This is a genomic window from Microbacterium pullorum, from assembly GCF_014836535.1.
GTDB lineage: Bacteria > Actinomycetota > Actinomycetes > Actinomycetales > Microbacteriaceae > Microbacterium > Microbacterium pullorum.
Map to the genome: position 1 here is coordinate 112049 of NZ_JACSQP010000001.1, position 22089 is coordinate 134137.

Genomic DNA, 22089 nt, shown 5'->3' on the forward strand with positions numbered 1-22089 from the left:
CGCCACCGCACCAGAGCCAATCAACGTGAATAACCGGCTGGACCTCGGCGGCATCAAGTGGTCCGGTGATGTCGGGCGTGGGAGTATGGGGGCTCTGCGGCGGCCGCGCCGCGGGAGAGGATCAACGATGACTGAGCCGATCACGAGCCCTGCCTCCGCCAAACTGCTGCGCATAGCGATCTGGGTCGCAATCGGGGCGCTGATCGCCGCAGCCCTGGTCTGTGTCGTCTGGGTGCTGTTCGGCCCCGAGAGCGGCATCGTCGGGCGGGCGTTCCTCACGATCCTGCTGCTCGCGTCCTTCGCCGGCATCTCGATCCTCGAGACGCAGCTGGCACCGCGCCGCCCCGCCTGGTTTGCGCTGGCGAGCATGGCGGTGTGGGTCGTGACGCTGCTGATCGGCGCATTCATGATCTGGATGCCGGAGCCCGACCGCTACTTCGGCATCGGTGCCGACCGGTTCTTCCGTTTCCTGCTGATCGTGCTGGTGCTGCAGCTCGCCCTGCTGCACGTGCGCCTGTTCACCAAGCTGCACGCGCGGTACTCGACCACGTTCACCACGATCGTGACCTACGTCACCATCGCGCTCGTCGTGATCCTCGCGATCATGCTCGTGATCCCGCTCATCGTGTCCGAGTTCTACGACTTCCTCGCCGTCTACTGGCGCATCGTGGTGTCGCTTGCGATCCTCGCCGCCGTCGGCACGGCATTGGTGCCACTGGTCAACGCGCTGCTCGCGCCCAAGCGACCCCGCCCCGCCGGCGCCCCCCACGCAGGCTCTCAGGCCGCGCCGTACGGTGGGTCGTACGCGACGCCGCAGCTGCAGACCCAGCCCGCCCCGCAGTGGCCGACCTACGCCGACGGCTACACGCCGCTTCCGGTCATGCCCGACGGTTCACCCGACTGGAACGCGTACTACACCGGCTACCCCACCTACGCTCAGCCCGCCTACGCCGCCGTCGAACAGACCCAGCCGTCGGCGCGTGCGACCGAGCAGACGCCCGAGGTCGAGCCGCAGCCCGAGCCGCATCCCGAGTCGCCGGCCACGCAGGATGACTTCCCGTCCGTGCCGCCGCGCCCGCCGCTGCCGCCGCGCCCGTAGCGGCGACCGGCCTGGTCGGCGCCTCAACGCTCGAGCAGTTCCCGCGCGGCGTGCGCCGCGTTGTGACCGCCGATGCCGCTGACGGCGCCGCCGCGGCGCGCCGCCGACCCGCACCACAGCACCCGCTCGTGCCCGGTCGCGACTCCCCAGCGCGCCGCCGGGGAGTCGAGGGCGTCGTCATCGCCGACCCACGGCCAGGACAGGTCGCCGTGGAAGATGTCGCCCCCGGTCATGCCGAGCGACGCCTCGAGGTCGCCCGTCGTCCGCGCTTCGATGCACGGCGCTCCATCGGGAGTCTCGGAGAGAACGTCGGCGATCGGCTCGGCCAGCACGCTGTCGAGGGTGGCCTGCGCGGCGCGCAGCAGCTCGGCCCGCACGCGGTCGGCATCGGCGTCCGCGAGCAGCCGGTGCGGCACCTGCAGCCCGAACAGGGTGAGCGTCTGCGCGCCGGATGCCCTCAGATCGCTCCCGAGGATCGTCGGGTCGGTGAGTGAGTGGCAGTAGATCTCCGCCGGCAGGGGAGCGGGAAGGCGACCTGCGGATGCCGCGGCGTGCGCGGCATCCAGCTGGGTGAGCGTCTCGTTGATGTGGAAGGTGCCCGCAAACGCGGCCGCAGGATCGACGGTGTCGTCGCGCAGTCGCGGCAGCCGGCGCAGCAGCATGTTGATCTTCACCTGCGCCCCCTCCGGGGCGGGCGGCGCCTCGCCCGCACCGCCGCCCGCAGTGAGGAGGTCGTGCAGCACCGTGGGGCCCACGCCGCTGAGGACGAGACGGCCGTGGAAGACGCGGCCGTCGGCCGTCTGCACCTCCCCGTCGGGGGTCACTGAGGTGACGGTCGCGCCGGAGACGAGCTCGGCACCGGCGGCGCGCGCGGCCCGCTCGAGCTCGCCGGAGACCTGACCCATGCCGCCGACCGGCACGTCCCAGTCTCCGGTGCCGCCGCCGATGACGTGGTACAGCAGACAGCGGTTCTGCCGCAGGGTCGGGTCGTCGGCCGTGGCGAAGGTGCCGATCAGGGCGTCGGTCAGCGCGATGCCGCGGGCGAGGTCGGTGCGCAGGCTCGCGCGCAGCAGACCGCCGATGGGCGCCTGGGTCACGGCGTGCCAGAGCGCGTCGTCGCCGACGCGGGCCCGCACGTCGGCCGCGCGGGGGAGGGGTTCGGTGACGGTGGGGAACACGGCGCGCGCGAAGGCGCCCAGTCTGGTGCCGAGCGCGGCGAAACGCTCCGCCTCGGTGGCGTCGCCGGTGGTGTGGGCGAAGCTCCGCGCGGTCGCGGCGGCATCGGCCGTATCGATCAGGATGCCGCGCTCGGGCCGTGCCGGATCGGGCGTGTACGACGAGTAGCGCCGGCGGCGAAGCGTGATGCGCAGCCCCAGGTCGTCGATGATGCGGCCGGGCAGCAGGCTCACCAGGTAGCTGTAGCGCGACAGCCGCGCGTCGACGCCGGGCCACGGCTGCTGCGACACGGCCGCGCCGCCGAACCGGGCGAGACGCTCGAGCACCGCCACCGTGCGACCGGCTCGGGCGAGGTAAGCGGCGGCGACGAGGGCGTTGTGGCCGCCGCCGACGATGACGACGTCGTGGGTGCCGGCTGCCTCGACCATGGCGCCACCCTAGTGCGCGTAGCGTGGAGCGCATGGGTCTGGACCAGCAACTCGAATCCCTCGCCGTCGACATCGCCCGCGAGGCCGGTGCCCTCGCCCGGACGCGACGGGAGGAGGGGGTGTCGATCGCAGCGAGCAAGTCGGCGCTCGCCGACATCGTCACCGAGGCCGACCGCGAGGTGGAAGCGCTGATCCGCGCGCGCATCGCCGCCGCCCGCCCGGACGACGGGTTCCTCGGTGAGGAGTCCGCCGCCGAACGCGGGTCCAGCGGCATCACCTGGGTCGTCGACCCGATCGACGGCACCGTGAACTACGCCTACGGCATCCCGTCGTACGCCGTCAGCATCGCGGCGGTCAGCGGCGAGCCCGACCCGCTTTCGTGGACCGCGCTCGCCGGCGCCGTGTACGCCCCGGCGCTGGGCGAGATGTTCCACGCGGCGCGCGGCGCAGGTGCGTGGTTGGGGGACACCCGGCTCGCCGTGAACGCCGAGGTCAACCCCGCCGGATCGCTGCTCGCCACCGGCTTCGGCTACGACCCGGCCACCCACGCACCGCAGCTGGCCCTTCTCGGGCGGGTCATGCCGCTCGCCCGCGACATCCGTCGCATCGGGGCTGCGTCACTGGACCTCGTCTACGTCGCGGCGGGTCGCCTCGACGGATACTTCGAGCGCGGCCTGAACCCGTGGGACCATGCCGCCGGCGTACTGCTGGTGCAGGAAGCCGGGGGTACGGCGGTGGGGATGCCGGGTGACGCGCCGAGCCGCGACATGACGATCGTCGGCAATGCGACCCTGGTGCAGCGGCTGGCCCAGGTGGTCTTCGCCGATGCCGCGGCGCGCGACACACGGCGCAGCTGAAACGTCGAATCCGGGCGTGACAATCCCCGCGCGCGAGGGGTAGTGTTTACCCGATCGTTACTTTTTCGGCCCGAACGAAACGGTGACATCACGACCACCCGAAGACGTCCCTCGCCCCCCGAGCGGCCGACCCGAGAGCCCGCGATTTGACCACCGACGCCGATACGGCTGTTCCTGCGCCCACGCGCCGGTCCCGCCGCCCCGTCGCCACGCCCGTGCGTGACGCGCCGGGAGCGCTCACGCGTGCCGAATTGCGCCGCCGAGCGGCCCAGCAGGCCGCGCAGCAGAGCGAAGCGGTGGAACTGGCTGCCCTCGTCGTTGCGGCGGCCACGATAGAGCTTCCCGCATCGCTCATCCCCGATGCCCACCCCTTGACAGCGACGACGGATGCCGCTACGGCGGTTCCCGCCAGCGATGAAACCTCGGTGACCGAGGGTTCTCCCTCGGCTGAGGCCCCGGTGGTCGAGGCCCCCACGATGGTCGAGGTCGCGGCTCTGCCGCTGTCGCGCCGCGCGCGGCGGGCGACGTCCACCTCATCGCGGGGGTCGGTGCGAGACGAGGCCTCGCAGCCGGTCGGCGAAGCGGTGGCGCAGGCCGAGGCGCGGCCGGCGGCGGACGCCGCCCCGATGACCGCCGCCGTCTTCGTCGCGACCGCACCCGCCGCCGAAGCGCCCGAGGTTCCCTCGCGGCAGAGCCGGTGCGACGATTTCGAGCACGCGGCCCGCCTGTTCGCCTTCGGTGCCGCAGCCGAACCCGAAAACCGCGTCACCCGGACCTCGCGCGCGTCGCAGACCGAATGCACGCGGGTCGCGGCGCAGACCCCGCCGCCGCGGTGGGCCTCCACCCGCAAGCGGCTGGCCGCGGCATCCGTCTCGATCGGCGCCATCGGCGTCGTGGGACTCCTCGCCGTCGGTATGACCACGCCGGCGGCTGCCGTTGTCGCAGGTGAGGCGAAGACCGGCGCGGCCACGACGTCGCTCACCGCCGTGGCCTCGTCCGGCGAGGAGATCCAGGCTTTCGTCACATCGTCGACCGCCGGAGACATCACCCTCAACCGTGACGAGACCTACTCCACCGCGACGATGTCGGATCTCGCCGCCGCGTCGGGTGTGCGCAACTTCGACAACTCGTTCATCAACAACCCGAACTCGCCCGTACAGTGGCCCTTCCCCGTCGGGGTGCCCTACACGTGGGGGTTCGAGATGCGCGACGGCAGCCTGCACCACGGCATCGACTTCGTGCCCGGTCAGGGTGCGGAGATCCACGCGATCGCCGACGGCACCGTGCGCATCGCGACCGAGTCGGGCGGCCTCTACGGCGTGCACGTGGTCATCGACCACGAGGTCGACGGCGAGCGGGTCTCGAGCCACTACGCCCACATGGAGTACGGCTCGCTGCGCGTCCAGACCGGTGACACCGTGAAGGTCGGCGATGTGCTCGGCACCGTCGGCGACACCGGTTATTCGTTCGGCGCGCACCTGCACTTCGAGATCTGGCAGAACGGGACGACCAAGATCGACCCGCTTCCGTGGATGAAGGAGCACGCGGCGGGGTGACCCGCGTTTCAGAGGAGGCGTTCGCTCTGATATCCTCTTCTAGTTGCCTGCTTGCGGGCAGCACGCCCCGATAGCTCAGTGGCAGAGCACTTCCATGGTAAGGAAGGGGTCGTCAGTTCAATCCTGACTCGGGGCTCGCAGTATCCATAGGATGCATCGCGGCAGGGTAGCTCAGTTGGTGAGAGCGCACGACTCATAATCGTGAGGTCGCGGGTTCGAACCCCGCTCCTGCTACAGATCAAGACCCCCGGTTTTCCGGGGGTTTTGTCGTTTCGGCGTTCGTGCGATACGCCGGGCCTACGCCCTGATCAGCACCTTCAGGGCCTTCGTCTCGGCCGCGCGGCCGAACACGTCGTAGGCCTGCTCGATCTCGGTCAGCGCGAAATCGTGGGTCACGAACAGCGAGGCGTCGAGCTTGTGCTGCTCGACCAGCTTGAGCAGCGTGTCGGTCGTGTTGGTGTTCACGAGCCCCATCGTGATCGCGATGTTCGCGATCCAGAGGCGATCCAGCGGCAGCTCGACGGGTTTGCCGTGCACCCCGACGTTGGCGACGACCCCACCGGGGCGCACGAGGTCCAGTGCCGCAGCGAATGTCGCCGGGATGCCGACGGCTTCGATCGCGACGTCGACACCGAGCCCGTCGGTCATCGCCATCACCTGATCGCGCCAGTCCGCATCGGATGACAGCACGCCGTCGGTCGCGCCGAACTGGCGCGCCTGCTCGATGCGGTTGGCGTCGAGGTCCAGTGCGATGAGGCGCGAGGGTCCGTACAGCCCCGCCGTCGCGATCGTCGCCAAGCCCACCGGGCCCGCTCCGATGACCGCGACGACGTCTCCCGCTTTGACCTTGCCGGCGAGTACGCCGATCTCGTGGCCGGTGGGGAGGATGTCCGACAGGACGATCGCCTCGGCGTCGGTGACGGTGGCGGGCACCTTGTAGAGCGAGTTCTCGGCGTAGGGGATGCGCACGTACTCCGCCTGCGTGCCGTTGATGAGGTGCCCGAGTATCCAGCCGATCCCCGACTGCCCTTCCGGAGCGAGGCAGTGCGAATACACCTGCTTGCGGCAGTAGGCGCAGTGCCCGCAGGCGCTGATGCACGAGATGATGACGCGATCGCCGACGGCCAGGCCTTCCACGGCCGCCCCGATCTGCGTGACCGTGCCGACCCCTTCATGACCCAGGATGCGCCCCTCGGTGACCGCCGGCACATCGCCCTTCAGGATGTGCAGATCGGTGCCGCAGATCGTCGTGGCGTCGATCTTGACGATGGCATCCGTCGCGCTGGCGATGACGGGGTCGGGCACCTCCTCCCACGCCTTGTTGCCGGGTCCGTGGTAAACGAGTGCCTTCATGGCCGTCTCCTGTCGTCGTGCTCCCATGTTCAGTCATCATCGGGTCGCGCGGAAGGGCGCCCGCTTGCAACGAATGCCCGGCAGCGCAACCCCGGGCCGCTTGGGCCGGGTTGCTTCTAGGGTGGGCGGATGCCGATGAAGACTCTGTGGCTCGTGCGACATGGCGAGAGCGTGGGAAACGTGGCCGCGACCCGCGCCGAACGCGAAGGCCTCGAGCGCATCCCGCTCGACATCCGCGACAGCGACGTGCCGCTGTCGCCGACGGGTCGCGAACAGGCCGCGGCCCTCGGCGAGTGGCTCGACGAGCGGCGCGCGGGCATCGGCGCCTACTGGGTGTCGCCCTACCTCCGTGCCCGCGAGACCCTTGCCATCGCGCTGGGCGACGACCCCGCCGTCACGGTGGTGGACGAGCGGCTGCGCGACCGCGAGCTCGGCATCCTCGATCTGCTCACCACCCGGGGCGTCGCGCGGCTGCACCCTGAAGAGGCGGAGCGTCGCCGTCACCTCGGCAAGTTCTACCACCGGCCGCCCGGCGGAGAGTCCTGGGCCGATGTCGCCCTGCGGTTGCGTTCGTTCCTGGGCGACCTGTTCGCTCGCCCCGAGGAATCCGCCCTCATCGTCGCCCACGACGCGGTCGTCACCCTGATCGCGTCACTGCTGCGCGGCCTCGAGGAGCAGGAGCTGCTGCAGTTCGCCGCGAGCAACCCGGTGCTCAACGCCTCGGTCACGCACCTCGAGTTCACCGGTGAGGAATGGGACATGCCCGCCTTCTCCGACGTGCGGCACCTGCGCGACGAGGGCGCCTCGGTCACGGTGCACCCCGGCACCCCCGAGGTGGGTGACCCTGAGAACGCAGAGGCCGAGACGGAGCCGGGGCGATGAGCCGGCGAGAGCAGTCGGTCGAGCCCGAGCAGGTCACCGGCGCGGTGCTCGCCGGGTGGGGGTTGCCCGACCCCGGTGCAGACAAGAAGGCTCGCGGCGACGTGATCGTGGTGGGTGGATCGCGCCGCACGCCCGGTGGAGTGATGCTGGCGGGTGAGGCGGTGCTGCGCGTCGGCGCCGGTCGTCTCGGGGTCTTCGTCCCCCGTTCGATCGACGCCCAGGTGGGAACGGTGCTGCCGGAGGCCGCGATCTACGCGCTGCCCGACCACGCCAGCGACCCGTTCGCGCAGCCGGATCGACAGAAGATCGCCGCCGCGGACGCGGTGCTCGTGGGCCCGGGCTTCGATGACGCCGACGAGACGCGCGACACCCTGCTCGCCATCGCGGACGCCGGTCCCGCGTGCCTCGTGCTCGACGCCTACGCCCTCGGCATCCTGCCCGACATCGATCGCGATCGACTGCCCGACGGCCTCGTGCTGACGCCGAACCGCGAGGAGCTCGCCCTCCTGCAGGGACGCGGGCTCGGCGAAGTCCTCGAGGGCGACCTCATGGATGCCGTGCGCGACGTGGCCCGCCGTTACCGCGCCGTCGTCAGCTGTTACGACCTGGTCGCCGACCCCGAGGGCGCGATCTGGCGGATCGACGGCGGTGGCCCGGGGCTTGCGACCTCGGGAAGCGGCGATGTGCTCGCGGGCGCCGTCACCGGATTCGTCGCGCGCGGCACGGGCCTGGCGCGCGCCGCCGTGTGGGGTGCGTGGGTGCATGCCCGCTCCGGCGACCGCCTCACCGAGCGGATGGGGTTCGGCTTCCTCGGGCGCGACCTCGTGGCGGAGCTGCCCCTCGCCCTCCTCGACGCCCGCTGAGGCGGGGCTACGCGGCGGATTCGCGCGTGGCCGCGTCGGCCTCGAGCGCGGCCGCCATTCGCTCGACGGCCTCGCGCAGCAGCGGGCGCGGCAGCGCGAACACGAAGCGGGTGTGACCGCGGGCCGCCTCGCCGCACGCGACACCGTCGGTCATGGCGACCCGCGCGTGCTCACGGAACCACTCGCTCAGGTCGCCCTCGAGCCCGTAGGCGCGCAGGTCGATGAGGGCGATGTAGGTGCCCTCCGGCACGGCCATGCGCGCCCGCGGCAAGAGCTCTGCCACCAGCTCGGCGAGCAGACGCCGGTTGCCGTCGAGGTAGTCCACCACCTCCTGGAGCCAGGGCGCGCCCCCGGTGTAGGCGGCGGTGTTGGCGAGGACGCCCATGGTCGCGGTGCCGTGGCCGGCCCAGAATCCGAACTCCTCCCACGCGGTGGCATCCGCGTCGTTCGAGAGGATGACCTGCGCGCACTTGAGCCCGGCGAGGTTCCACGCTTTCGAAGCGGATGCCGCGGTGAGCGTGTGTGCGGCGGCGACGTCGGAGATCGACGCGTACGGGATGTGCCGGGCGGGGCGGTACACGATCGGCGCGTGGATCTCATCGGAGAACACCCGGCCCCCGGCCGCGTCGACGACCGCCGCCACGGCCTCGAGCTCGTCCCGCGTGAACACGGTGCCGAGCGGGTTTTGCGGGTTGCAGAGCACCAGCAGGCCGCCGCCGTCCTCGAACGCGCGGGCGATGCCGTCGAGGTCCATCACCATGCGCCCGTCCACCTCGATGCTCGGCACCTCGATGACCCGGCGGTCGTGCATCGGCGGCACCGACAGGAACGGCATGTACGCGGGGGTGGGCACGATGACGGCCGATCCCGGAGCCGAGAACCGCTCGAGGGCGAGCTCGAACGCGGCGATGACGTCGGGGACGTGGTGCACGCGCTCCGCCGGCACCGCCCAGCCGTAGCGTTCGCCGTACCAGGCGGCCGTCGCAGCCGACAGGTCCGCCGCCGCCCGCGCCGGCAGGTAGCCGGTCGCGCCTCGGTCGAGCGCCCCGGTGATCGCGTCGCGGATCGCGGGCGCGACGCCGAAGTCCATCTCGGCGACGAAGGCGCCGATGGCGTCGGGGAACATGGTCCACTTCAGGCTGCCGTTCTCACGCAGCTGTGCTTCGGTGAGGGCGTCGAAGTCGATCGAGGGCACGGCGGTTCCTTTCGCGTCGCGAACGCCCGTGCTGCCGGATCGGGGTGTCCGGCGGGTGGGCGCGGGCAGGCGCGGGTGTCCCTCCCAGCGTGTCATACCCGGCTGACACCCGCTGTGGCACGCCTGCCGCCGGGCGGGTGTCAGGCCGGTGGAGCCGTGTCCGGCGCCCGCCGTCGGGCGAGATAGATGGTGAAGATCAGCGCGATGACCGCGGTGGCGCACAGCAGCAGCAGTCCTGTCGCGTAGCTGCGGGCCTCGGCGTCGTACGTGGCGCCCATGATGAGGGGCGGGAAGTACCCGCCGAACCCGCCGGCGGCTCCCACAATGCCGGTGACCGACCCCACGTTCGCCGCCGGCGCCCGCTGCGCGACCCACGTGAACACCGCACCCGTGCCGAGGCCCAGGAACAGGGCCATAGCGACGAACGACGCCCCGGCCAGCAGCTCGGGCGGCGGCTTGGTCGCGATGACGACCGCCATGACGGCGGCACCTCCGAGCGAGATGCTGAGGATCACGGCAGGGCCGAACTTGTCCGACAGCCATCCGCCCAGCGGTCGGGCGATCACCGCGGCGATGGCGAACCCCGCGGTGCGCGCGCCCGCGTCGGTGAGTCCGTATCCGTACACCTCTTTGAGGTAGGTCGGCAGGTATGTGGAGAAGGCGACGAAGCCGCCGAAGGTGACGGCGTAGAGGAACGCCATCTGCCACGTGATGGTCAGCCGTGCGGCCGCCTCGAGCTTGGGCAGCACCCGGTCGCGGTTGGGATGCCAGAGGGGAGAGTCGCGCATGCCGATCCACACGATGACGGCGACGACCAGCAGCGCGACGGCGATGATGATGTGCGTCGCGACGTAGCCGAAGGCGGCGACCATGCGCGGGGTGAAGAACGACGACAGCGCGGTGCCCCCCATGCCGGCGCCGAACAGCCCGGTGGCGAACCCGCGCTTGCTCGGCTCGTACCAGGCGTTGACGAACGGGATGCCGATGGCGAAGGTGGTGCCGGCGATGCCGAGCACGAAGCCGAACAGCAGCAGTAAGCCGTACGAGCCGACCTCGCCGGCCCAGAGGATCAGCAGTACCGGCACCGCAGAGACCGCGGTGAGCGTGGTGAACATGATGCGGCCGCCGAAGCGGTCGGTGAGGGCCCCGGTCACGATGCGTCCGGCGGAGCCCACGATGACCGGGGTGGCGATGATCATCGACAGCTGGGTGGAGGTGAGGTCGAGCTCCTCGGCGTAGCGCACGCCGATCGGACCGATGATGTTCCACGCCCAGAACGTGATGGTGAACGACAGCAGCGCCAGGCCCAGGTTGCGCCCCCGGCCGGGAAGCGCTCCGATGGCGGGACCGGCGGACCGCGCCGGGGAGGTCATCGGCGTCCCCGTCGGGTGGGGGTCGGATCGGGCTCGCGGTCGGGGGTGCCCACCGGCGCCCAGCCTCGCCGCGTCGCGCCGGTCGTCGTCGGCCGCGGGCCGCGCGACCGGTAGACGATGTACGGGCGGAACAGGTACTGCACCGGGGCGGTGAACGCGTGCACGAGCCGGGTGAACGGCCAGATCATGAACAGCACCATGCCGATGACGGTGTGCAGCTTGAAGGCGAACGAGGCCTCGGACATCGCGGCGATGTCCGGCTGGAAGATGAACAGCGACCGGAACCAGGGCGCAACCGTGTCACGGTAGGTGACGTCGTCGTTGCGATCGATCACGCCCAGCACCGTCGTCGCGAGCCCCGCGACGATCGCCGCGACCAGCACGACGTACATGAGCTTGTCGTTCTTGGTGGTCGCCATGAACACCGGCCCGGTCGTGCGGCGCCGGTAGATGAGGATCCCCACGCCCGCGAGCGTCGCGACCCCGGCGATGGTCCCGAGGCTCAGCGCGGCGAAGTGGTACATGTCCTCCGACACCCCGATCGCGTCGGTCCAGGCCTTGGGGATGACCAGACCCGCGACATGACCGATGACGACGACGAGGATGCCGAAGTGGAACAGCGGCGACCCGATGCGCAGCAGCCGGGACTCGTACAGCTGCGAGGAGCGCGTCGTCCACCCGAACTGGTCGTAGCGGTACCGCCAGATGAGCCCGCCGATGAGCACGCACAGCATGATGTAGGGCAGGATGCCCCACAGGAACACGTCCATCAGTGGCCCCCCGATCCCGCCAGCGGCAGCAGCCGCGGGTCGTATGCGTCCAGCCCCACCGATTCGGCGGGCGGTCCGTTCGAGGCCATCGCCATGGCCTGCTCGCGGTCCTTCGGCGAGCGACCCGGCAGGGTCGCGCACACGGCGGCGACCACTCCGGCATACGGCGACGAGCGGTCGGCGAGGGCGAGCCTGATCAGTTCCAGACTCGCGCGATATTCCTGCAGCAGTTCGGCGCCGGCATCCGGCGCATGGCGGGCGAACTCCAGCACGAGGGGCAGGTGATCGGGCAGTTCCCCGGTGCCGTCGATCTCGAGACCATGCATGCGATACCGGCGCTTCATGTCGGCCAGCACCTGGCCGCGGCGCCGGGTGTCGCCGTCGGTCCAGTACGACAGGTACAGCGCGTGCCGCTTGGACATGTCGAACACGTCGACGTAGCTCTGCTGCACCGTTTCGGTGGGGGTCGCGTCCCACCAGTCCAGCAGCGGGGCGAACAGCGTCGCCGCCTGCGGCGCGGTCTCGGCCAGCGCCCGGCGCACGACGCCCCGCAGCGCCAGCACCTCGTCGTCGGGGTAGCTCAGCACGACGGATGCCGCCTGGTACACCACCGCCCGGTTCACCCGCCGCCCTCCCTCGCGTCGGTGCCGTCGCGTGGCGGGAAGAGTCCGTTGGGGGCTCCGTTGCCGTCCCAGTTGAGCAGGTTCACCCGGCCGCGCATGGTGTTGCCGTCGGCCTGGCTGGTGGAGGTCTGCCGTTCCTTCAACGCTTGGAAGGTCTCCACCGCCACGGGCGTGGGAACACCGCTCGCCTCGCCGAACGGCCCCGATGCGCCGTTCTCATAGGCGCCGGCGCCGTCGAAGGTGATCGAGCACCCCAGCTCCTCGAGCTCGTGCGCCTGCTCGTAGTGGGCGGTGGGGATGACGTAGCGGTCCTCGTACTTCGCGATCGCGAGCAGGCGGTACAGCGCATAGAGCGTCTCGCCGTCCATGCCCACCGACGCCGGGATCGACTCATCGGCTTCGCGGCCGAGGGTGATGTCGCGCAGGTACGCCCGCATCGCGGCGAGGATGCGCAGCACCCGCGTGACGATGTCGGTGTCGCCGGCGGTGAACATCTCGGCGAGGTAGTCCACCGGGATGCGCAGCGCCTCGATCGCCCCGAAGAGCGTGCCGGCGGCCTCGGCGTCGTGCCCTTGATCGCGCAGCAGATCGACGATGGGCGACAGCGGCGGGATGTACCAGACCATCGGCATGGTGCGGTATTCGGGGTGAAGCGGCAGCGCGACGCGGTACTTCTTCGCGAGGGCGTAGACGGGCGAGCGCCGTGCGGCATCCAGCCAGTCCTCGGGGATGTCCTGCTGCCTGGCGGCGGCGATGACCTCAGGGTCGTTCGGATCGAGGATGAGGTTCAGCTGCGCCTCGTACAGATCCTTCTCGTCCGCGGTGGATGCCGCTTCGGTCACCCCGTCGGCGTCGTAGAGGAACAGTCCCAGGTATCGCAGGCGCCCCACGCACGTCTCGGAGCAGACGGTGGGCAGCCCCACCTCGAGCCGCGGGTAGCAGAGGGTGCATTTCTCGGCCTTGCCGGTCTTGTGGTTGAAGTAGATCTTCTTGTACGGGCACCCGGTGATGCACTGGCGCCAGCCACGGCAGCGGTCCTGGTCGACCAGCACGATGCCGTCCTCGCTGCGCTTGTAGATCGCGCCGGAAGGACAGGACGCCATGCACGACGGGTTCAGGCAGTGCTCGCAGATGCGGGGGAGGTAGAACATGAACGTCTGCTCGAACTGGAACTTGATCGCATCCTCGGACTCGCGCCGCACCTTCTCCACCAGGGGGTCGAGGTGCCCCCTCTCGGGGGCGCCGCCGAGGTTGTCGTCCCAGTTGGCCGACCAGGTGATCTTGGTGTCCTCCCCGGTGATGAGCGACTTCGGCCGCGCGACGGGGAAGTCATCGCCCAGCGGCGCGTCGATGAGGGTGCGGTAGTCGTAGGTCCACGGCTCGTAGTAGTCGTCGAGCTTCGGCTGCACCGGCGAGGAGAAGATCGTCATCAGCCGCCGCAGTCGGCTGCCGGTGCGCAGCTTCAGCCGGCCGCGCTTGTTCACCGTCCAGCCGCCCCGCCACTTCTCCTGATCCTCGTAACGGCGGGGGTAGCCCTGCCCCGGCCGGGTCTCGACGTTGTTGAACCAGATGTACTCGGTGCCGGCCCGGTTGGTCCAGGCCTGTTTGCAGGTCACCGAGCAGGTGTGGCATCCGATGCATTTGTCGAGGTTCATCACCATGCCCATCTGAGCCATCACGCGCATCAGTACGTCACCTCCTGGGAACGGCGGCGGATCGTCGCGATGATGTCGCGCTGATTGCCGGTGGGGCCGAGATAGTTGAACGCATACGACAGCTGGCCGTACCCGCCGATGAGGTGCGTCGGCTTGATGAGCAGTCGGGTGGGGGAGTTGTGGATGCCGCCGCGGCGGCCCGTCGCCTCGGACTTGGGGACGTCGATCGTGCGCTCCTGTGCGTGGTGCACGTACACGACCCCCTCGGGCATGCGGTGGGACACGATCGCACGCCCCACGAACACCCCGTTGGAGTTGACGCATTCGACCCAGTCGTTGTCGGCGACGCCGATGCCGCCCGCGTCGCCCGGCGCCATCCATACGGTCGGGCCACCGCGGCCCAGCGACAGCATGAACAGGTTGTCCTGGTACTCGGAATGGATCGACCACTTGTTGTGCGGGGTGAGGTAGCGCACCACCACCTGCGCGCTGCCGTCAGGGCCGAGCGTGGGTTCGCCGAACAGGCGGTGCATGTCCAGCGGCGGCCGGTAGATCGGCATGGCCTCCCCGAGGTCGCGCATCCAGTCGTGGTCGAGGTAGAAGTGCATGCGGCCGGTGAGGGTGTGGAACGGCTTCAGCCGCTCGATGTTCACCGTGAAGGGTGCATACCGCCGGCCACCGGTCTCCGACCCCGACCACTCCGGTGAGGTGATCACCGGCACGGGGGCGGCCTGGGTCATCGCGAACGTGATGTGCTTCTCCTCCGAGCCCTCCGCAAGGTCGGTGAGGTCCTTGCCCACCCGCTTGCCGAGTGACGCGAACCCCTGCACCGCCAGCTCACCGTTGGTCGTCCCCGAGAACGAGAGGATGGCTTCGGCGAGCTTCGAATCGGTGTCGATCGCGGGGCGCCCCTCGGCGGCGCCGCCCAGCATGACGCCGCCCGACGCGGCGAGCTTCGCCACTTCGCGCCGCACGTCGAAGGTGATGCCCTTGGTGGTGAACCCCAGCGTGTCGGCGAGAGGACCGATGGCGGCGAGCTTGTCGGCGATGGCGGTGTAATCGCGCTCGACGACGCTGAAGGCCGGCATGGTCTTGCCGGGGATGGGCGTCACCTCGCCCCGCGCCCAGTCCAGCGCCACACCGCCGGGCTGCGCGGTCTCTCCGGGGCTGTCGTGCTGCATCGGCACCGACACCAGGTCTTTGCGCACCCCCAGGTGCACGCGCGCCTGCTTCGAGAACTCCCGCGCGATCGCGTGGAACATGTCGAAGTCGCTGCGCGCCTCCCACGGTGGGTCGATCGCCGGGGTGAAAGCGTGCACGAACGGATGCATGTCGGTGGAGGACAGATCGTGCTTCTCGTACCAGGTGGCGGCGGGGAAGACGACGTCGGAGAGCAGCGTCGTGGAGGTCATTCGGAAGTCCGCCGAGACCAGCAGGTCGAGCTTTCCCTGCGGCGCCTCGTCGTGCCAGGCCACCTCGGTCGGGTGCACCGAGGCCTCATCGCTGCCGATGACGTTGTTCACGGTGCCGAGCAGATGCTTGAGGAAGTACTCGTTGCCCTTGCTGGAGGAGCCCATGAGGTTCGAGCGCCACAGCATCAGCAGGCGCGGCCAGTTGCGGGGCGCGTCGACGTCGCTGATGGCGCTGTGCAGGCTCCCCTCCTCCCAGCGTCGGGCGACATAGGATGCCGCGTCCGGTGCCTCGCCGGCATCGACCGCTGCCGTCGCCTGGTCGGCGAGGTCGAGCGGGTTGGCGTCGAACTGCGGGTAGAAGGGCATCCAGCCCAGCCGCGCGGACTGGGCGATGGTGTCGGCGGTGTGCATGCCGGTGAAGCTGTCACCCGCAAGCGGTGAGGCCAAGGCGTCGGCCGCGTACCCGTCGTAGCGCCACTGGTCGGTGTGCATGTACCAGTAGGCGGTGCCGATCATGGTGCGCGGCGGCCGTGCCCAGTCCAGCGCGTTGGCCAGCGAGAGCCACCCGGTGAGGGGACGGCACTTCTCCTGCCCCACATAGTGCGCCCAGCCACCGCCGTTGCGCCCCATCGCGCCGGTGAGGATCAGCATGGCCAGGATCGCGCGGTAGCTGGCATCCCCATGGAACCACTGGCAGACCCCGGCGCCCATGATGATCATCGACCGGCCCTCGGACTCCTCGGAGTTGGCCGCGAACTCGCGCGCGATGCGGGTGCACGCCTGCGCGGGGACGCCGGTGATCTCCTCCTGCCACGCCGGCGTGTAGGGCTGGGTGGCGTCGTCATAGCCGGTCGGCCAGTCGCCGGGCAGGCCGTCGCGGACCACCCCGTATTGGGCGAGCAGCAGGTCGAGCACCGTGGTGACGAGGTGTCCGTTCACCCGTGTGGCGGGTACTCCGCGGCGCAGCACCCCCGCCGTGCCGTCGGGGGCGTCGAAGCGGGGCAGCAGCACCGTGACGGCGGCTTCGGCGACGTCGGTGTCGCGCACCGAGAGGGCCGGCTGCACGTCACCGAGCTCGAGGTTCCACCGTCCCTCACCCGAGTCGGCGTAGCGGAACCCCAGTGATCCGTTGGGCACGCGCGGCTCGCCGCTCGCGGTGTCGAGCACGACGGTCTTCCACGCGTCCTCGGGGGCACGCTCGCCGAGGTCGGCGGCGGTGAGGAACTTGCCCGGCACGAACCCGCCCTGGGCATGGTCGACGAGGGTGATGAGGTTCGGCAGGTCGGTGTAGGAGCGGGAGAAATCGGCGAAGAACGGCACGCGGCGGTCGACGTAGTTCTCTGTGAGGATGACGTGCCCCATCGCCATCGCGAGGGCCGCGTCCGTGCCGGCCTGGCACGGCAGCCATTCGTCGGCGAACTTGGTGTTGTCGGCGTAGTCGGGGGAGACCGTGACGACCTTGGTGCCGCGGTAGCGGACCTCTGCCATCCAGTGGGCGTCGGGGGTGCGGGTGACGGGAACGTTGGATCCCCACATCATCAGGTAGGTGGCATCCCACCAGTCGCCCGACTCGGGCACGTCGGTCTGGTCGCCGAAGACCTGAGGGCTCGCGACGGGGAGGTCGGCGTACCAGTCGTAGAACGAGGTCATCACGCCGCCGACCAGTTGCGTGAACCGCGTTCCCACGCAGTGCGACACCATCGACATCGCCGGGATGGGGGAGAAGCCCGCCACCCGGTCGGGACCGTATTCCTTGATGGTGTGCACGTAGCCGGCGGCGACCAGTTCGACCGATTCCGCCCAGGTCGCCCGCACCAGTCCGCCTTTGCCGCGAGCCTGCTGGTAGCGCCGGCGGGTCTCGGGATCGGTGGAGATCTCGGCGAAGGCGAGCACGGGGTCGCCGCCGTTGCGCGCCTTCGCCGCACGATAGGCCTCGAGGAGAACCCCACGCACGTAGGGGTAGCGCACGCGCGTGGGGGAGTAGGTGTACCAAGAGAACGCGGCCCCGCGGGGGCAGCCGCGGGGCTCGTACTCGGGGCGGTCGGGGCCGACGCTGGGGTAGTCGGTCTGCTGCGCCTCCCACGTGATGATGCCGTCTTTGACGTACACCTTCCACGAACAGGAGCCGGTGCAGTTGACGCCGTGGGTGGAGCGCACCACCTTGTCGTGGCTCCAGCGGTCGCGGTAGAACGCGTCGCCGTCGCGGCCGCCCGTGAGGAACTGCGCCCGGTGGTCGTCGGTCTGCTCGCGCCTGGTGAAGAACCTTCCGGCGCTGAGCAGAGCGTCGGAAGCCGGACCGTCAACACCGATGGCGGGCGTCATGCCGTGAAAGATACCCGCGGTCCCGCGTCACCGGAAGAGGCCCTCCGACGCACGGTGCCGCCGGCGGCGTGACCGCGGCTAACGCACCACGATCGCCACGTCGTTGCCGCCTTCTTGCGTGAGGCGGGCGCCGACCTGCACGATCTGAGCCTGCTCGGCGAAGCCGCCGGCGAACAGCGCCTGGCCCTGACGGAACGACGGCGCCTGGGCGAGCAGCTCGTCGGGGGCGTAGCCGAGCTGGCGGCCGAGTTCGGCGACATCCGAGAGCGAGCTCATCTTCATGAGGGCGAGGTTGTCGCACTGCGACAGCGCGTTGGGGTGCACTTTCGACGGGCGCTGCGTGGACAGCAGCAGCCACAGGCCGTACTTGCGGCCCTCCGCCGCGATCTGCACGATGCGCTCGGTGAGCAGGCGATCGACCTCGCTCGCCGGGTCGGGGGAGCACAGGTTGTGCGCCTCGTCGATGACGATCAGCCGACCCACCCGCTCGTTGCGGTTGTCCCACAGATGGTCCAGCAGCGCCAGCGCCGCCGCCTTCGGTTCGAGGGGGGTCGAGAAGCCGCCGAGGTCGATGACGGTGGCATCCGCCCGCTCGTCGATGTCGTCGATCAGGTCGCGCCCGCCCCAGGCCCACACGTCGAGGTCCGCGATGCCGAGATTCTCCAGGCGCAGCGCCAGGCGATGCCACGCCGGGTCGTTCTGCTCGCGCAGCCATTGCACGAGGTGCCCGCGCAGATCGGTGTGCACGAAAGACTCCAGCCGCAACATGGCGTTGTAGTCCTCGGGATCGATGATCGGGTCGATCTTCAGCACGGCGGCGCGCGCCTGCACGGTCATCCCGAGGAACCGCACCCGCAGGCGGTCTTCTTCGGGGCCGTCGAGCCGGAGCACGCGGATGTCGCGGTCGCGCCACAGCGCGGCGGATTCCGGCGGCGCAGTGTCGCGCAGCTCGCGCATGCGCACGAAATCGGAGTTGGGATCGAGGATGACCACCGGCAACCGGGTGTCGAGGATCAACTGCTCCAGCAGAACCCCGAGCGCGTAGGTCTTGCCCGACCCGCTCTGGCCGCACCAGAACGTGTGCCGGTTCATCTTCTTCGCAAGCACATGCGCCGGGGTGCTCGACCCGAACCGAGTGCCGATGGTGAGAGCGTTCGACATGCCCGCAACCTAGCGGCCTGCGGCCCCCGGCACCATGGTCGGATGCCGGGGCCTCAGGACGCGATCAGGTCAGAGCGGTCGACGAATCCAGATGGGCCTCGTCGACGATGCCCATCGCCTCGGTGTCGAAGTGCTCGGCGATGAGCATGATGCCGCCGGACGAGTTGGCGCTGCTGGCGAGTTCCTCGACCCACGTGCGGCTCAACTGCGTGGGCTCGGGGTCGTCGAAGACGAACCGCATGGGAATGGAGGGATGGATCCAGACCGTGCTGCGACCGCGGGGCTGGTCGTCAGGGTGACGCCACGAAACCGTGAAGCTCTCGCCACGGCGCAGCTTGGTTGCGATCACGACCTTGAGGTGGGCCAGGGCCCGGTCTTCGATGTGGACGGGCGTCGACTCGCCGCCGTAGTACAGGGTACCCACAGGGCTCACACTTCCTTCTGGCTGAGGTTGTTCACCACGTATGAAAAAAGGGTGGCGTGCAGCACTGGGGAGTCTATCGCTTATGCCTCTCGGAGGCCCAGCGCAACCTCTCCCGTACATCCCGTCGCGCGGTTTACATTGCCTGCATGGTGTATCTGTTGGTCGGCGGACCGAGGGCGAGACAACTCGTGGACGACCTGCCGCGGGGCTACCGCCCTGTGCAATCCGACAGCGGATCGGCGGTGGTCCCCCTGCTGGAGGATCTTGTCGTCGAAGAGGCCGTCTGGACAGGCGGCTCGGCGTACGCCCTGGTCTGACAGGCACCGCCGCCGCGCGTGGCCGGGGCCGCCCATGCCAGGCTGGAAACATGACTGTTCCCACCCTCACCCTCAACGACGGCCACACCATTCCGCAGCTGGGCTTCGGCGTCTTCAAGGTCGACCCGGCCGAGACCGAGCGCATCGTCACCGACGCGCTCGAGGTCGGCTACCGCCACATCGACACGGCGGCGGTCTACGGCAACGAAGAAGGCGTCGGTCGCGCGATCGCGGCATCCGGCATCGCCCGCGACGAGCTGTTCGTCACCACGAAGCTGTGGAACGCCGACCAGGGCACGCAGTCGGCCTACGACGCGCTCGCGACGAGCCTGGACAAGCTCGGCCTCGACCAGGTCGACCTCTACCTGATCCACTGGCCGCGCCCCGACCTCGACCGGTACGCGCAGTCGTGGCGTGCGCTCGAGCAGCTGCGTGACCGGGGACTTACCCGCTCGATCGGTGTCTCCAACTTCCACCGTTCGCACCTCGAGCGCATCCTCGCCGAGTCCGACACGGTGCCCGCCGTGGATCAGATCGAGCTGCACCCGGCCTTCGCGCAGCGCGAGCTGCGGGCGTTCACCGAGCCGCTCGGCATCCGCACCGAGGCATGGGGGCCGCTCGGTCAGGGCAAATACGACCTGTTCGGTGAGCAGGCGATCGCCGACGCCGCTGCCGCCCATGGCGTGACGCCCGCTCAGGTCGTCATCCGCTGGCACCTGCAGCAGGACATCATCGTGTTTCCGAAGTCCAACTCGCGCGCCCGCCTGGCCGAGAACTTCGATGTGTTCGGCTTCGAGCTGTCCGCGGCCGAGATGGCTGCGATCGACGGTCTCGACCGCGGTCACCGCGTGGGGTCGGATCCCGACCTCGCGACGCACTGAGCAAGCGGGAAGAAAACACGGCCCGGGCGGAGAGCCCGGGCCGTCTTCCTGGCGGGGTGACCCGAACACCGCACAACCAGGGTCGAGCAGTCCAACGGTAACGCCGAGGGTCGGGAGAGCGCTCCAAGGGTGAGAACACTCTCACGGGAGGCGAGCGGATGCCGCGCCCCTCGGCCCCGCGCGGCGACGCGAGGCCGAGGGTTAGGCTGATTCGGCGGCGGCATCCGTCGCACGGGAACCGTCATCGCAGATGCGAAGGAACGCCATGAGCACAACACCTCCGGGCTGGTACGACGACGGCAGCGGAACCCAGCGATGGTGGGACGGCTCGGCATGGACCGAGCACGTGCAGGCGGCCGCTGCGGCGGGCGGCTACCCGGGAGATGCGGCATCCGTCGCGCCCGACCACTCCGCCACCTATCAGCAGGGGCCTCCGCAGCCGGCCGCGAAGTCGAAGCTGTGGATCGTGTTCGTCGTGCTCGGTGTGATCGTGGTCGCACTCATCGTGCTGGCGGCGGTGTTCATCCCGCGCCTCATCGGTCAGATCGCCGGCGCCGGAGGCTCATCGGCGGGCGACGATGCCGAGCGCGCCGCCGTGCAGGTCGTCGAGCGCTACGACGACGCGTGGGACGACGCGGACTGCGACCTTTACTTCGAGACCACGACCGAGGGCTACCGCGAGGCGCTCGGGATGACCGACTGCGCGGCGTTCGAGTCGACGGCCGAGGTGTTCGACGAGTCGACCGATGAGTACGAGATCCAGGTGGACACCGTTGAACGGACCGGCGAGAACATCGCGGTGCTCACGAGCGAGAGCTATCTGAGCCTCGTCGATGAGAACGGCGATCCGCGCCCGACGCCGGAGCCGGTCGCGGAGCCCCTCCAGTACACCCTCGTCCCGGCGGGGGACGGGTGGGCGATCGACGACGTGCAGTGATCGATGACGGCTCCTGCTCCCCGCGCTGAGCGCAACGCGCGGTTCATCCTGTCCTGCCTGGGCGTCGGCCTCGCGGCCGGTCTGCTGTCGGGTCTGTTCGGCGTCGGCGGCGGCACCGTCATCGTGCCGCTGCTGGTGCTGCTGCTGCACTTCGATCAGCGACTGGCGGCGGGCACCTCCCTCGCGGCCATCGTGCCGACGGCCACCGTCGGCGTCATCTCCTATGCCGTCAACGGGTCGGTCGCATGGGTCCCGGCGCTCATCCTCGCCGCAGCGGCGGTGATCGGCGCGCAGGTGGGGTCGTGGCTGCTGGCGCGGCTCCCGCAGAACGCCCTGCGGTGGGGGTTCGTCGGATTCCTCGTCATCGTGATCGTGTCGCTGTTCGTCATCGTGCCCTCGCGTGATGCCGAACTGACCCTCACCTGGCTCACCGGCACGGGACTGGTCGTGCTCGGCTTCATCACCGGCATCCTCGCGGGGCTCCTGGGCGTGGGCGGCGGTGTCGTCGTCGTGCCCGCCCTCATGCTGCTGTTCGGCACGAGCGACCTCATCGCCAAGGGCACGTCGCTGCTCATGATGATCCCGACGGCCCTGTCGGGAACGATCGGCAACCTGCGCCGTCACAACGTCGACCTGCTGGCGGCGGCGCTCGTCGGGGTCGCCGCGTGCACGACGACAGCGGTCGGCGCGTGGATCGCGACGCTGCTGGATCCGTTCACCGCCAACGTGCTGTTCGCGGTGTTCCTTTCCTTCATCGCCGTGCAGATGGCGCTGCGGGCGCTGCGCCAGCGTCGGTCGTGAGGCC

Annotated in this window: 19 protein-coding genes and 2 tRNA genes; 11 read left to right on the top strand and 10 right to left on the bottom strand. The window is 70.0% G+C overall.

Annotation, left to right across the window (positions count from 1 at the left end):
* Positions 1–127 precede the first annotated feature (127 nt).
* Entirely contained in the window at positions 128–1099 is a 972-nt protein-coding gene (locus H9651_RS00565; RefSeq protein WP_191717161.1) for a hypothetical protein, read from the top strand.
* Positions 1100–1122: 23 nt separating this feature from the next.
* On the opposite strand, the gene H9651_RS00570 is transcribed toward H9651_RS00565, so the two are convergent.
* The gene (locus H9651_RS00570; RefSeq protein ID WP_191717162.1) at positions 1123–2703 is read right to left on the bottom strand and encodes a phytoene desaturase family protein; all 1581 of its coding nucleotides are present in this window, start codon (positions 2701–2703) and stop codon (positions 1123–1125) included.
* A 32-nt stretch (positions 2704–2735) separates the two neighbouring features.
* On the opposite strand from H9651_RS00570, the gene H9651_RS00575 reads away from it, so the two are divergent.
* The 4 genes from H9651_RS00575 to H9651_RS00590 all read left to right on the top strand — a co-directional run bounded on the left by H9651_RS00575 (position 2736) and on the right by H9651_RS00590 (position 5350).
* On the top strand, positions 2736–3560 hold the full coding sequence (locus H9651_RS00575) for an inositol monophosphatase family protein (RefSeq protein WP_191717163.1): 825 nt from the start codon (positions 2736–2738) through the stop codon (positions 3558–3560).
* A gap of 215 nt (positions 3561–3775) precedes the next feature.
* Complete coding sequence (locus tag H9651_RS14940; RefSeq protein WP_191717164.1) at positions 3776–5116, top strand: M23 family metallopeptidase; 1341 nt, start codon at positions 3776–3778, stop codon at positions 5114–5116.
* 64 nt (positions 5117–5180) lie between these two features.
* Positions 5181–5252: transfer RNA gene (locus H9651_RS00585), tRNA-Thr, on the top strand.
* A gap of 24 nt (positions 5253–5276) precedes the next feature.
* Positions 5277–5350: transfer RNA gene (locus H9651_RS00590), tRNA-Met, on the top strand.
* A gap of 63 nt (positions 5351–5413) precedes the next feature.
* On the opposite strand, the gene H9651_RS00595 is transcribed toward H9651_RS00590, so the two are convergent.
* Positions 5414–6469: a zinc-dependent alcohol dehydrogenase family protein gene (locus H9651_RS00595; protein ID WP_191717165.1), complete on the bottom strand. Its 1056-nt coding sequence runs from the start codon at positions 6467–6469 to the stop codon at positions 5414–5416.
* Positions 6470–6598: 129 nt separating this feature from the next.
* On the opposite strand from H9651_RS00595, the gene H9651_RS00600 reads away from it, so the two are divergent.
* Together H9651_RS00600 and H9651_RS00605 are read left to right on the top strand one after the other, a co-directional pair.
* Positions 6599–7351, top strand: a complete 753-nt coding sequence (locus H9651_RS00600; RefSeq protein ID WP_191717166.1) for a histidine phosphatase family protein — start codon at positions 6599–6601, stop codon at positions 7349–7351.
* Complete coding sequence (locus tag H9651_RS00605) at positions 7348–8214, top strand: NAD(P)H-hydrate dehydratase (protein ID WP_191717167.1); 867 nt, start codon at positions 7348–7350, stop codon at positions 8212–8214. The genes H9651_RS00600 and H9651_RS00605 overlap by 4 nt, the downstream gene beginning before the upstream one ends.
* A gap of 7 nt (positions 8215–8221) precedes the next feature.
* Here the strand turns inward: H9651_RS00605 and H9651_RS00610 are convergent, their stop codons facing one another.
* From H9651_RS00610 to H9651_RS00645, 8 genes are all read right to left on the bottom strand, one after another.
* Complete coding sequence (locus tag H9651_RS00610) at positions 8222–9409, bottom strand: MalY/PatB family protein (protein ID WP_318244704.1); 1188 nt, start codon at positions 9407–9409, stop codon at positions 8222–8224.
* 140 nt (positions 9410–9549) lie between these two features.
* Complete coding sequence (locus H9651_RS00615; RefSeq protein ID WP_191717169.1) at positions 9550–10782, bottom strand: MFS transporter; 1233 nt, start codon at positions 10780–10782, stop codon at positions 9550–9552.
* The gene (narI, locus tag H9651_RS00620) at positions 10779–11552 is read right to left on the bottom strand and encodes a respiratory nitrate reductase subunit gamma (RefSeq protein WP_191717170.1); all 774 of its coding nucleotides are present in this window, start codon (positions 11550–11552) and stop codon (positions 10779–10781) included. Before narI ends, H9651_RS00615 begins: the two co-directional genes overlap by 4 nt.
* Positions 11552–12175, bottom strand: coding sequence for a nitrate reductase molybdenum cofactor assembly chaperone (gene narJ / locus H9651_RS00625; protein WP_191717171.1), 624 nt, complete (start codon positions 12173–12175; stop codon positions 11552–11554). Before narJ ends, narI begins: the two co-directional genes overlap by 1 nt.
* Positions 12172–13860: a nitrate reductase subunit beta gene (gene narH / locus H9651_RS00630; protein WP_191717172.1), complete on the bottom strand. Its 1689-nt coding sequence runs from the start codon at positions 13858–13860 to the stop codon at positions 12172–12174. The genes narJ and narH overlap by 4 nt, the downstream gene beginning before the upstream one ends.
* Entirely contained in the window at positions 13860–17564 is a 3705-nt protein-coding gene (locus tag H9651_RS00635; protein ID WP_191717173.1) for a nitrate reductase subunit alpha, read from the bottom strand. The genes narH and H9651_RS00635 overlap by 1 nt, the downstream gene beginning before the upstream one ends.
* Positions 17565–17642: 78 nt before the next feature.
* Complete coding sequence (locus H9651_RS00640) at positions 17643–18725, bottom strand: ATP-binding protein (protein ID WP_191717174.1); 1083 nt, start codon at positions 18723–18725, stop codon at positions 17643–17645.
* Between the two features lie 64 nt (positions 18726–18789).
* Positions 18790–19149, bottom strand: coding sequence for a DUF7882 family protein (locus H9651_RS00645; protein ID WP_191717175.1), 360 nt, complete (start codon positions 19147–19149; stop codon positions 18790–18792).
* Between the two features lie 146 nt (positions 19150–19295).
* Here H9651_RS00645 and H9651_RS00650 point away from each other — a divergent pair, with 146 nt between their 5' ends.
* The 4 genes from H9651_RS00650 to H9651_RS00665 all read left to right on the top strand — a co-directional run bounded on the left by H9651_RS00650 (position 19296) and on the right by H9651_RS00665 (position 22085).
* Complete coding sequence (locus tag H9651_RS00650; RefSeq protein ID WP_191717176.1) at positions 19296–19466, top strand: hypothetical protein; 171 nt, start codon at positions 19296–19298, stop codon at positions 19464–19466.
* Between the two features lie 50 nt (positions 19467–19516).
* On the top strand, positions 19517–20347 hold the full coding sequence (locus H9651_RS00655; RefSeq protein WP_191717177.1) for an aldo/keto reductase: 831 nt from the start codon (positions 19517–19519) through the stop codon (positions 20345–20347).
* A gap of 265 nt (positions 20348–20612) precedes the next feature.
* Entirely contained in the window at positions 20613–21284 is a 672-nt protein-coding gene (locus tag H9651_RS14585; RefSeq protein WP_225216205.1) for a DUF2510 domain-containing protein, read from the top strand.
* Positions 21285–21287: 3 nt separating this feature from the next.
* Positions 21288–22085: a sulfite exporter TauE/SafE family protein gene (locus tag H9651_RS00665; protein ID WP_191717178.1), complete on the top strand. Its 798-nt coding sequence runs from the start codon at positions 21288–21290 to the stop codon at positions 22083–22085.
* Positions 22086–22089: the final 4 nt, after the last annotated feature.

Excerpts from the sequence above, each read along its gene's own strand:
- H9651_RS00565 (WP_191717161.1), top strand. The coding sequence starts at position 128 with ATGACTGAGCCGATCACGAGCCCTGCCTCCGCCAAACTGCTGCGCATA.
- H9651_RS00570 (WP_191717162.1), bottom strand. The coding sequence starts at position 2,703 with ATGGTCGAGGCAGCCGGCACCCACGACGTCGTCATCGTCGGCGGCGGC.
- H9651_RS00575 (WP_191717163.1), top strand. The coding sequence starts at position 2,736 with ATGGGTCTGGACCAGCAACTCGAATCCCTCGCCGTCGACATCGCCCGC.
- H9651_RS00595 (WP_191717165.1), bottom strand. The coding sequence starts at position 6,469 with ATGAAGGCACTCGTTTACCACGGACCCGGCAACAAGGCGTGGGAGGAG.
- H9651_RS00600 (WP_191717166.1), top strand. The coding sequence starts at position 6,599 with ATGCCGATGAAGACTCTGTGGCTCGTGCGACATGGCGAGAGCGTGGGA.
- H9651_RS00605 (WP_191717167.1), top strand. The coding sequence starts at position 7,348 with ATGAGCCGGCGAGAGCAGTCGGTCGAGCCCGAGCAGGTCACCGGCGCG.
- H9651_RS00615 (WP_191717169.1), bottom strand. The coding sequence starts at position 10,782 with ATGACCTCCCCGGCGCGGTCCGCCGGTCCCGCCATCGGAGCGCTTCCC.
- narI (WP_191717170.1), bottom strand. The coding sequence starts at position 11,552 with ATGGACGTGTTCCTGTGGGGCATCCTGCCCTACATCATGCTGTGCGTG.
- narH (WP_191717172.1), bottom strand. The coding sequence starts at position 13,860 with ATGCGCGTGATGGCTCAGATGGGCATGGTGATGAACCTCGACAAATGC.
- H9651_RS00635 (WP_191717173.1), bottom strand. The coding sequence starts at position 17,564 with ATGACGCCCGCCATCGGTGTTGACGGTCCGGCTTCCGACGCTCTGCTC.
- H9651_RS00640 (WP_191717174.1), bottom strand. The coding sequence starts at position 18,725 with ATGTCGAACGCTCTCACCATCGGCACTCGGTTCGGGTCGAGCACCCCG.
- H9651_RS00650 (WP_191717176.1), top strand. The coding sequence starts at position 19,296 with ATGGTGTATCTGTTGGTCGGCGGACCGAGGGCGAGACAACTCGTGGAC.
- H9651_RS00655 (WP_191717177.1), top strand. The coding sequence starts at position 19,517 with ATGACTGTTCCCACCCTCACCCTCAACGACGGCCACACCATTCCGCAG.
- H9651_RS14585 (WP_225216205.1), top strand. The coding sequence starts at position 20,613 with ATGAGCACAACACCTCCGGGCTGGTACGACGACGGCAGCGGAACCCAG.
- H9651_RS00665 (WP_191717178.1), top strand. The coding sequence starts at position 21,288 with ATGACGGCTCCTGCTCCCCGCGCTGAGCGCAACGCGCGGTTCATCCTG.